The sequence below is a fragment of the Cyanobium sp. LEGE 06143 genome (assembly GCF_015207535.1).
Lineage (GTDB): Bacteria > Cyanobacteriota > Cyanobacteriia > PCC-6307 > Cyanobiaceae > NIES-981.
This window is the reverse complement of record NZ_JADEWP010000088.1, coordinates 1-9,811: the sequence shown is the minus strand read 5'-3', so window position 1 is coordinate 9,811 and position 9,811 is coordinate 1. Positions and strand designations below refer to the sequence as shown.

Sequence of the window (9,811 nt, the reverse complement as noted above, 5' to 3'; positions counted from 1 at the left end):
GCCCGCTCCCCAGGCCGCGCGCCCCGGCCCTGCAGTCACCCGCCCAGCTGCGTTGCCAAGGGGACAGGCCGCCACCACGGTCAATCCCGATCTGCTCGATCGCTACCAGGAGGCCCTCGATGCCCAGCGACGGATCATGCGTGAGCTGATGCAGCGGTGAGCTGGCTCCCGGGCTCGGGGCGGCATGGCTGACGACGACCCCAGGGACTTCAAGCAGGTCAGCCTGCGCCTCTCAGCCGAGCTGGTGAGCTGCATCGACGTGCTCAAAGCAGAACTCGGCTGCCGCAGTCGCGGCGCTGTGCTGGAGCGGCTTCTGCACCACCTGCTCGGCCCTGATGGCGAGGAGGTGGATCTCTATGGCTCTGCATACCTGGCACCACAGCAGTTGGAGCTGGAGGCCGACGCCGCAGCACCCTCGGCAGGCTCAGGCGGCCAGTCAGTCGTCGATCCACCTGCTCTGGAGCCGCCCCAGCCTGGCGTGGCACTCGTGTCGGCGGCACCAGTGGAGCCCCTCTGTGAGGACGGTGACCCGCCCAGCCTGGCCCCGCCGCTGTCAGCGGCGGCAGGATCCTCCGCAGCGTCGCCTGAGCAGAACGGCGATTTCGATGAATGCGGCGCCCTCGTACTCCTGGCCGGCAGCCGACCGGGAGAGCTGCTGGTGGATCCCCTCTCGGAGCTGTCACGCCGGGATCAGCCCGCCGCTGACGAGCGGGTGGACCCGGAGTCCAGCGGTGGTTCAGGCTCCCGCCGGTCCAGGCGCGGCATCGACCTGCCGGGCTTCGTGCAACGCCGCAGTGACCAACTGCGGCGCAGCCTCGAACCCGAGGCCAAGCAACCCCCCACCCGCCTGGAGCCGATGCCCCAGGTGCCGGTTGAACGCCTCACCCTGGCGTTGGCCAGGGCGGATCAGCACTGGCAGGAGCTCTATGCCCAGCCCGCCTCGGCGCCGGTGCTCGAGGCCGCGATGCTCTGGATCGCCCAGGACATCTGGCCCCAGAGTGACCAGAGCGAGGGGCGGCTGTTCACCTGGTCGCTGGGCCGGGAGGTGATGCGTCTGGTGGCTCCGTCCTGGCCTGAGGGTCCGGCCAGCTTCGCCAAGGTGATGGTGATGGCCGGCGTGCTGGAAGACCCCTTCAGCAGTGCCACCCTCGAGCTCCGCATCCCCACGCTGATCCGACGCTTCGTGCACCGTTTCCGCCAGCGCCGCAGCGGCACTTCGTTCCAGAGCCTGGAGCACACCATGACGTTGCTGGGGGCCCTGAAGTTGCTGGAGCTGCCCACGGATCCGGGCGAACGACTCACCTTGCCCCAGATCCGCGAGGCCTACCGCGAGATGGCCCTGGCCCACCATCCAGACGCGGGAGGGTCGGATGATCTGATGCGTCGCCTGAACGAGGCCTACCAGCTGCTCAAGGAGCTGTACCGCACGCGCTGATCCCGATGTCCGTCAGAGGCGGGAATGGCATCGACATGGGCATCTCATAAGACTCGCCTGAGTCCTGCTATTGGTCCTAGGCCGAGACCCGATTGAGACGCTTGCTCCTCTCACTTGACCCCTGATCGTCGCGTCACAAGCCATCGAATTCGCTGGCGCTGAAACGGGGGCGCCCGTCCAGCCTTCCGGGCGGCCGACTTCGCACACTGGGGGAGGGGGGCGAAAGACGCGGTTCAGCCTGATTGGCTGGAGACACCAGCCGACTGGAGCGGGGAGTCGCCCCTCTGGTCTTGCGCTGTTCTTGCCAGTCCCATGTGGGACCTTGTGCGCGTCCCGACTGGGACCTGAGAGCGACAAGTGGGATCGTGTTTTTTCAGTGTGTTCACCTGCGCTTTCCGGGCTATTGGACCTTGGAGGAACCAGCCTTGACTCGGCTGCTCGCGCGCGGCAGACACTCGTCGTTTCGCTTTGAACGGCTTCCCGTCCACTCCCGCAAGCCCTGGTGAGCTGCGCATGGAGACGGCACAACACTGATGCATGGGCTCAGGAGCGAGGATTGCCTTGTCCAGACACCCTCTCGCATCGTGTCCAAAGACTGGCCCTGCTGTTGAAAGACACTGCAAATACTGAGATCTCTGACCCTGCGTACCTGTGTCCTATGCAGGTACGCAGGTACGCAGGGTCGCTGGCAGGGAAGGAAGCCGCCAACCGGCTAAACTCTCTAGAGAGTCTCAGCTAGGGCTCTTGGCGAGACTGTGATAGGGACTCAGGCGGGACCACTGAGACTGTCTTCATGAGCGCGCCCAGGGTTTCTCTGGCTTGGTCCAATGGCTTGAGCAGCCTCGGTGGCCAGTGGTTCCAGGCTCGGCGCCAAGGCCTGCTTTCAGGATCTTGAGCTGCTCTGCTGGCGGGGGACACATTCGTGGCTTGTGGCTGGCTACCGATGTCGCCCTGTGCGACGGATCTGGTTGAAGGCCTTGGGAGTGGCTCAGTCGTCTCATATGGAACTTGCTCTAGGTCTCGGCCAGAGACCTGGGTGGGACGATATGGACGCGTGAAGTGGCTCGCTACGCGGCGCCCAATGCAGCGGCAGCGTTCGCCACGAGAAAGCCCCACAAGCTGCAGGGTGCGGCAGATCGTGGGGCTTGGGAGGTGTTGACTCGCTGAGTGCCGGAGCCGGAAGGCTTCAGGTGGGGGTCTGCATCCCCTGGATCAGGTAGTCGAAGTAGGGGCCGGCGAGGGCGGCCTGGTCGGTGGACAGCAGGGAAAGGGCGGCATCCTTCATGGTGCGCATCGCCTCGACCATGCCGGGCATCGGCACGCCCAGGCTGTTGTACATCTCGCGGGCTCCCACCAGGCCGATCTGCTGGATCAGTTCGGTGCTGCCAGCCAGCACCCCGTAGGTGACCAAGCGCAGGTACCAGCTGTAATCGCGCAGGCACTGAGCCCGCTGCTTCTGGCCGTAGGCATTGCCGCCGGGAGCCACGTAGTCGGGTTTGCGGCTGAACAGCTGTTTGGCGGCTTCGTCAACGATCTTCTTCTCGTTGTCGGTGAGGGAACGCACCACCGCCAGGCGCCGGGCGCCGCCGCTGAGGTAGTCCACCATCGATCGCAGCTCGCCGCCGCTTGGATAGCGAAGCTGGTCGTCTGCCTGAAGGATCAGATCCCGAACGACGCTCATTGCAGCGACCACATGCAGGCGTCACTGTATCCACTCCGGCGCGTCCAGTACGGGTGAGCACTCAAGGTGTAACGCCCCTTTGCACGACCTAGGGTCGAGGCTCAGTGGTGAGCACAACGGTGGGGCAACGGGTGGATCTCCGGGTGGATGGTCTCACCCATGACGGCCAGGGCGTGGGCCGGGTGGATGGCATGGCCTGTTTCGTGCCAGGCGCCCTGCCCGGCGAGATGGTGGCGGCCCAGCTGGTGCACAGGGCCAGGCGTCACTGGATTGCCGAGCTGGTGGGCGTGATCGAACCGGCCCCCGAGCGCCGTCAGCCCCCCTGCATCCTGGCCCAGCGCTGTGGCGGCTGCAGCCTGCAGCATCTGGAGGATGGGGCGGAGCTGGCCTGGAAAGGCAGCCGGGTGCAGCAGGCCCTGGAACGTCTGGGGGGGCTGCAGAGCAGCGTGGCTCCAGCCCTGGCCGCACCAGCCACCCTGGGCTACCGCAACAGGGCGATCATTCCGCTGGAGCGGCGAGAGGATGGCCTGGTGCGAGCGGGCTACTACCGCCGCGGCACCCACCGGATTGTGAACATGAACCACTGTCCGGTGCTCGATCCGCGGCTCGATGCCCTGATCGCACCCCTCAAGGCCGATCTCGACGACGCCGGTTGGCCGGTGGACCGGGAACTGCAGGCCGGTGGCGGCCTGCGTCATCTGGCCCTGCGGCTGGGGCAGCACACCGGTGAGCTGCTGCTCACCCTGGTGAGCAGCCACGCGGAACTGGATCAACTGCCCCGCTGGGCGGACCGCTGGCTGAAGCGCTGGCCCGAGCTGGTGGGGGTGACGCTCAACCTGCAGCCCCTGGCCACCAACACCCTGCTGGGCCCCTGCACGGAGCTGGTGGCGGGCCGCAGCTGGCTGGTGGAGCGCTTTGCCGGCCTGGAGCTGCGCATCGCTTCCGACACCTTCTTTCAGGTGAACACCCCCCAGGCCGAACGGGTGGTACCCCTGCTGCAGAACGCCCTGGCCAGCCAGCCGCCAGGCCTGCTGATCGACGCCTACTGCGGCATCGGCACCTTCGGCCTGCCGCTGGCGCGCTGCGGCTGGCGTGTCCACGGCCTCGAGCGCAATCCCGAGGCGGTGCGGCTGGCCGAACACAACGCGGCGGCCAATGGCCTCGAGGCTGTGGCGAGCTTTGAGGCTGGAGCGGTGGCCGAGCTGCTGCCGGCCTGGCTGGAGCGCTGCCAGGCGGTGTTTCTCGATCCTCCCCGCAAGGGGCTGGAGCCGGCGGTGCTGGAGGCGCTGCGCCACGGGCCTCCCGCCACCCTCCTCTACCTCAGCTGCGATCCGGCCACCCTGGCCCGCGACCTGGCACTGCTGTTGGAAGGCGAGCTGTTCGCACTGGATCAGCTGCAGCCGCTGGATTTCTTTCCCCAGACGAGCCACGTGGAAACCCTGGCCGTGCTGCGCCGATCCGATGCCCAACCACCCGCCCACGGCTGAGGGCGCCGGCTGGCGACTCAGCTGCGCAGCTGTGCCCCGAGCTGGGTTTCCAGGGCCTGACGGATCTTGGAATGGGCCTTTTCCACTTCGGCGTCGGTGAGGGTGCGGCCGGCTTCCCGGTAGCGCAGCCGGAAGGCCTGGCTGCACTGGTCTGCGCCCAGTTGGGCGCCCTGGTAGCGGTCCACCAGCTCCACTTGCTCCAGCAGCGGTTTGCCCGCCTTGCGCATCACCTGCAGCAGGGCGGCCGCCCGGGTGGCTACCGGCACCACGAGGGCGAGATCCCGCTCCGCCGCCGGCACGGTGGCAAAGGGGCGGAACGCCGGCTGCCAGCGGTTGGCACGGGTGGCGGCGGCGAGCAGGGGAGCCAGCTCCAACTGGAACAGATGGCAGCCCTGGGGCAGGTCCAGCCGATCGGCCTCGGCGGGGTGGAGCTCACCGAACCAGCCGGCCGGGCGGCCCTCCAGCACGATCTGGGCCGCCCGGCCCGGATGCAGCAGGGTCTCGTCGGCGAGGGGGCGGTCTTCGGTGTTCAGGCCCAGGGCCGCGAGCCCCTGCTGCAGGATCCCGCGGGCGCGGAAGTAATCGGGGGGGCAGGGCTTGCCGCTGCTGGTCCAGCGCTCTGAGCGGCGCTCCCCGCAGATCACCCCGGCCAGCAGCTGGCGCTGATCGCCGTCTGCCTTGAACACGGCGCCGATCTCGAAGCCCCAGAAGCCCTGCTGGCCGCTCTGCAGGTTGCGCAGCGCGGCCGCCAGCAGTTCTCCGTGCAGGCCGTCGCGCAGATGGCCGTAGTCGGCCAGCAGGGGATTGGCCAGCGGCAACCGGCCCGGTGCCTCGGCCACCAGGGAGAAGCTGCACAGCTCCTGCAGGCCGGCGCCACAGAGGGCCCGGCGCAGCCGCCGCTCCGCCTGCTGGGCCGGCTCCAGCCCGCCCGGCTCCATCGGGTCGGGCAGGTGGCTGGCGAACTGGTCGTAGCCCACCAGCCGCGCCACCTCCTCGATCAGGTCCACCTCCCGCTGTAGATCGATCGCCCGGGAGGGGGGCACCTGCACGGTCCAGCCCTCGTCGTCGGGCTCCAGGCTGCAGCCCAGGGCGGCCAGGGTTGCCTCGATGCGGCTGTCCTCCAGATCCTGGGGCTGCCCTTCGATCAGCACCGGGCCCAGCAGGTTGTGGAGGGCATCGCGGCGCAGGTGCAGGGGAGCTGCCGGGCTCAGGGGCCGCTGCTGCAGCCAGCGCTGCTCGACCCGGGCGCCGCAGAGCTGCTGGAACAGCTGACAGGCCCGGTCGCTGGCGGCCAGGGTGGCCTCCAGGGGCAGGCCCTTCTCAAAGCGGCTGCTGGCCTCCGTACGCAGGCCCACACTGCGGGCCGAGCGGCGCACGTCCTGGGCGGCAAACACCGCGGCTTCCAGCCAGATGGCGGTTGTGTCGGGCGCCACGGCTTCGGCGGCGCCGCCCATCAGGCCGGCCAGGGCGATCGGCTGGTCGGCGTAGGTCACCACCAGGGCCTCGTCACTGAGCTGGCGGCTCTCCCCATCCAGGGCTGTGAACGGCTCCTGATCCGTGGCCTGGCGCAGACCCAGCAGGGCCGGATCGGGCTGACCGCCGCTGAGGGCAGCCACGCGGTCGCGGTCAAAGGCATGCAGGGGCTGGCCCGTTTCCAGCATCACAAGATTGGTGATGTCCACCACGTTGTTGATCGGCCGGATGCCGGCCTTGTGCAGGCGGCGCTGCAGCCACGCTGGCGACTCCGCCACCTGCAGGCCTGTGAGGGCTGTGAGGCTGAACAGTCCGCCGCGCTCCATCACCTGCCGGCTGGCAGGGCTCACCGGCAGGGGCGCGGGCGCGCAGGCCTGGGGGGGCACATCCAGGCAGGTCTGGAGCCCCAGCAGCGCCGCCACCTCCCGCGCCATGCCCTGCATCGCCAACCCGTCTGGGCGGTTGGCGGTGATCGCCAGCTCCAGCACCACGTCGTCGAGCCCCAGGCACGGACCGACCGGGCTGCCCAGCGCCGGCAGCTCAGCCACCAGCTCCTCAAGCACGGCAATGCCGCCCGAACTGCCTTCGAGCCCCAGCTCACTGAGGGAGCAGATCATGCCGCTGCTGGCCACACCGCGCAGCTCAGCCGGCTTGATCGTGAGGTTCACCGCCGGCAGCGTGGTGCCCACCAGGGCCACCGGTACGTGGATGCCGGCGCGCACGTTGGCGGCCCCGCAGACGATCTGCAGCGCCTCGCCGCCGCCCACGTCCACCCGGCAGACACTCAGCTTGTCGGCGTCGGGATGGGGATCGCGCGCCTGCACCAGGCCCACCACCACGCCGGCGGCGCGTTCGGCGAGGTTCTCGATCGACTCCACCTCGAAGCCGGCCACGGAGAGCCGCTCCGCCAAGGCCTCAGGCGTCGGCCAGCCGAATCGGCCGGACTCCGGGATGCGGACCAGCTCCCTCAGCCACTGGAGCGATACCCGCATGGTTCCCGTTCTGCGTCAGCCAGGGGCGGATCCTAGGGAGCCACGGGCGGCTGGCCCCCGCTGACTGGCGGAAGCCGGGGGGAGTGGGGCGGGAAGGTAAAGTCAATTCTTGTCCCCCTTCGCMTCGCACACGCGGCGCAACGTCCTTCATGGCTAAGAACAAGGGCGTCCGGATCGTGATCACTCTCGAGTGCACCGAATGCCGGTCCAACCCCGCCAAGCGGTCTCCTGGTGTCTCCCGTTACACCACGGAGAAAAACCGCCGCAACACCACCGAACGCATGGAGCTGAAGAAGTTCTGCCCCCATTGCAACAAGTCGACGGTTCACAAGGAAATCAAGTGAACCCGACCACCTGAGCCGCGCGCTGGTCGTGGCCTGGTGACGCAACGGCCTTGCCTGTCTTCTTCCCCCTCTCCCTTCGTTCTCTCCCATGGCCAGTTCATTTTTCAAGAAGCGTCTATCGCCGATCAAGCCCGGTGATCCGATCGACTACAAGGACGTCGATCTGCTCAAGAAGTTCATCACCGAGCGCGGCAAGATTCTTCCCCGCCGCCTCACCGGCCTCACCGCCAAGCAGCAGCGTGACCTCACCAACGCCGTCAAGCGGGCCCGCATCGTGGCGCTGCTGCCGTTCGTGAACCCCGAAGGCTGAGCATCCCCTGGCCCAGGCTGCACTCCATCCCGGCGATCTGGTCGGCGTGAGCGACGAGCGGGGTGCCCACCTCGCTGTGGTGCTCCAGATCCAGGGATCCAGGCTGGAGCTCAGCGTGGGCTTCCACCACCGCCAGCAGCAGCTCCCCCGCCGCCAGGTGGAGCTGATCCTTCCCCTTGCCGGTGCTGCCTCAGCGCCGCCACGGCTGGGGGTTGCCCCCTGGGATTTCAGCGAGGCCGAGGTGGCGCAGAGCCTGCCGCGACGCCGCGATTTCGCCGCCGCCTGGCTGCTGCTCAGCGAAGACCAGGGCCTCTGGCCCTTTCACGACTGGGCCGAGCTGGTGGCCTCCAGCCGCGAACCCCAGGTGATGGCCGCCTGCTGGCAGTGGCTCCAGGGTCCCCAGCTCTGGTTCCGCAGCCGCCAGCAGGGCATCAGCGCCCGACCCCTCGACGATCTGCGCCGCCTGCGGCAGGACCGCCATCGCCTGGCCCGGCAGCAGCAGCGCCAGGCCCAGTGGCATGACGCCCTGCGGCGGCGGACTCCGATCCAGCGCCAGGAGCTGGCGCCGGAGCACCAGGCTGAACTCGACCTGCTGCTGGCCTGGGCCAGCGGCGACCAGGACACCCCCCTGCCGGTGGAGCTGGCCCGCGCCCTGCACGCGGCCCGCTGCACGACCGATGGCGGCGGCATTCGCCATCTGCTGGTGGACCTGGGCCACTGGGACCTCCACCGCCTGCCCTCCCTGCAGGCCAGCAGCTGGCAGCAGGGCTTCAGCGCCGCGCTGGAGGCGGAAGCCGAGCGGTTGATCCTCCTGGCCGCCGAGCCCCAGCCCGGCGACGACCAGCGCCTGGACCTCAGCCACCAGTACTGCGTGACCATCGATGACCCCGACACCCGGGACATCGACGACGGTCTCGCCCTCGAACGCCTGCCGCAGGGCGGCCTGCGCCTGTGGATCCACGTGGCCGACCCAGGTCGCCTGGTGGCCGCGGGGTCACCACTGGACCTGGAAGCCCGTCGGCGCGGCAGCAGCCTCTATCTGGCCAACGGCACCCTGCCGATGTTCCCCACGGCCCTGGCCACCGGACCCCTCAGCCTGCGGGCCGGCTGCCGCAATGCCGCCTGGAGCATGGGGGTGGAACTCACCGAGGCGGGAGCCGTGGCCAGCCGCCGCCTGCTGCGCAGCTGGGTGCGGCCCGCCTACCGGCTCAGCTATGCCGACGCCGATGAGCTGATCGAGCTGGCGCCACCGCAGGACCCGGACCTCAGCGATCTGGATCTGCTGCTGCAGCGGCGACGCCAGTGGCGGCTGGCCCAGGGGGCGCTGCTGATGGACCAGCCGGAAGGCCGCATCCGGGTGTCTGACGGCGAACCCCAGCTGGAGATCACCGAGCCCGGGGCGTCCCGGCAGCTGGTGGCCGAGGCCATGATCCTGGCCGGTGCCGTGGTGGCCGGCTACGGGCAGGAGTACGGGCTGGCCCTGCCCTACCGCAGCCAGCTGCCGGCCGAACTGCCGCCGGACGCCGAGCTCAAGGCCCTCCCCGCCGGGCCGGTGCGCCATGCGGCCCTCAAGCGCTGCCTCAGCCGCGGGCACACGGGCAGCCAGCCGAGCCCGCACTTCAGCCTCGGCCTCGAGGCCTATGTCCAGGCCACCTCGCCGATCCGCCGCTACGGCGACCTGCTGGTGCAGCGCCAGCTCTGGGCCCAGCAGCAGGGGGAGCCCACCCTCGATGCCGAGGCCCTGCAGGAGGTGCTCCAGGCGATCGAGGCGCCGATCCGCCAGGGCATCCAGATCAGCCGTGACGATCAGCGCCACTGGCAGCAGGTGTGGTTCGAAGCCCATCGCAGCGAGCAGTGGGAGGCGGCCTTCCTGCGCTGGCTTCGGCCCCAGGACGGGCTTGGTCTGCTGCACCTGGAGACATTGGCCATGGATCTGGCTGCGGAGTGCCCAGCGGGGGCCCAGCCGGGCGATTCCCTGCTGGTGAGAGTGCAGCAGGTGGATCCGCTGCGCGACCAGCTGCGACTGATCGCCAGGAGCTGATCAGCTCGCCAGCCTCGACACCCGCAACCAGGGGCCCCAGGGGTTGGC

7 protein-coding genes are annotated in these 9,811 nt (G+C 69.2%); 5 read left to right on the top strand and 2 right to left on the bottom strand.

Annotation, left to right across the window (positions count from 1 at the left end; translation table 11 throughout):
* The first annotated feature begins 184 nt into the window (after positions 1–184).
* Entirely contained in the window at positions 185–1,435 is a 1,251-nt protein-coding gene (locus IQ216_RS07680; RefSeq protein WP_193815014.1) for a J domain-containing protein, read from the top strand.
* Between the two features lie 1,186 nt (positions 1,436–2,621).
* Here the strand turns inward: IQ216_RS07680 and IQ216_RS07675 are convergent.
* Entirely contained in the window at positions 2,622–3,116 is a 495-nt protein-coding gene (locus IQ216_RS07675) for an allophycocyanin subunit alpha-B (RefSeq protein ID WP_186699708.1), read from the bottom strand.
* Positions 3,117–3,223: 107 nt separating this feature from the next.
* On the opposite strand from IQ216_RS07675, the gene rlmD reads away from it, so the two are divergent.
* Positions 3,224–4,603 carry a 23S rRNA (uracil(1939)-C(5))-methyltransferase RlmD gene (gene rlmD / locus IQ216_RS07670; protein WP_370566661.1) on the top strand — a complete coding sequence of 460 codons (1,380 nt, stop codon included), beginning with the start codon at positions 3,224–3,226 and terminating at the stop codon, positions 4,601–4,603.
* Between the two features lie 17 nt (positions 4,604–4,620).
* On the opposite strand, the gene pheT is transcribed toward rlmD, so the two are convergent.
* The gene (gene pheT / locus IQ216_RS07665) at positions 4,621–7,068 is read right to left on the bottom strand and encodes a phenylalanine--tRNA ligase subunit beta (protein WP_193815013.1); all 2,448 of its coding nucleotides are present in this window, start codon (positions 7,066–7,068) and stop codon (positions 4,621–4,623) included.
* 149 nt (positions 7,069–7,217) lie between these two features.
* Between pheT and rpmG the strand changes: the two genes are divergently transcribed.
* The 3 genes from rpmG to IQ216_RS07650 all read left to right on the top strand — a co-directional run bounded on the left by rpmG (position 7,218) and on the right by IQ216_RS07650 (position 9,763).
* Positions 7,218–7,412 (top strand): 50S ribosomal protein L33, encoded by a 195-nt coding sequence (rpmG, locus tag IQ216_RS07660; protein ID WP_186699712.1) that lies wholly within the window; start codon positions 7,218–7,220, stop codon positions 7,410–7,412.
* Between the two features lie 88 nt (positions 7,413–7,500).
* Positions 7,501–7,722, top strand: coding sequence for a 30S ribosomal protein S18 (rpsR, locus tag IQ216_RS07655; protein WP_010308434.1), 222 nt, complete (start codon positions 7,501–7,503; stop codon positions 7,720–7,722).
* A 46-nt stretch (positions 7,723–7,768) separates the two neighbouring features.
* Positions 7,769–9,763 (top strand): ribonuclease catalytic domain-containing protein, encoded by a 1,995-nt coding sequence (locus tag IQ216_RS07650; protein WP_370566660.1) that lies wholly within the window; start codon positions 7,769–7,771, stop codon positions 9,761–9,763.
* Positions 9,764–9,811 lie beyond the last annotated feature (48 nt).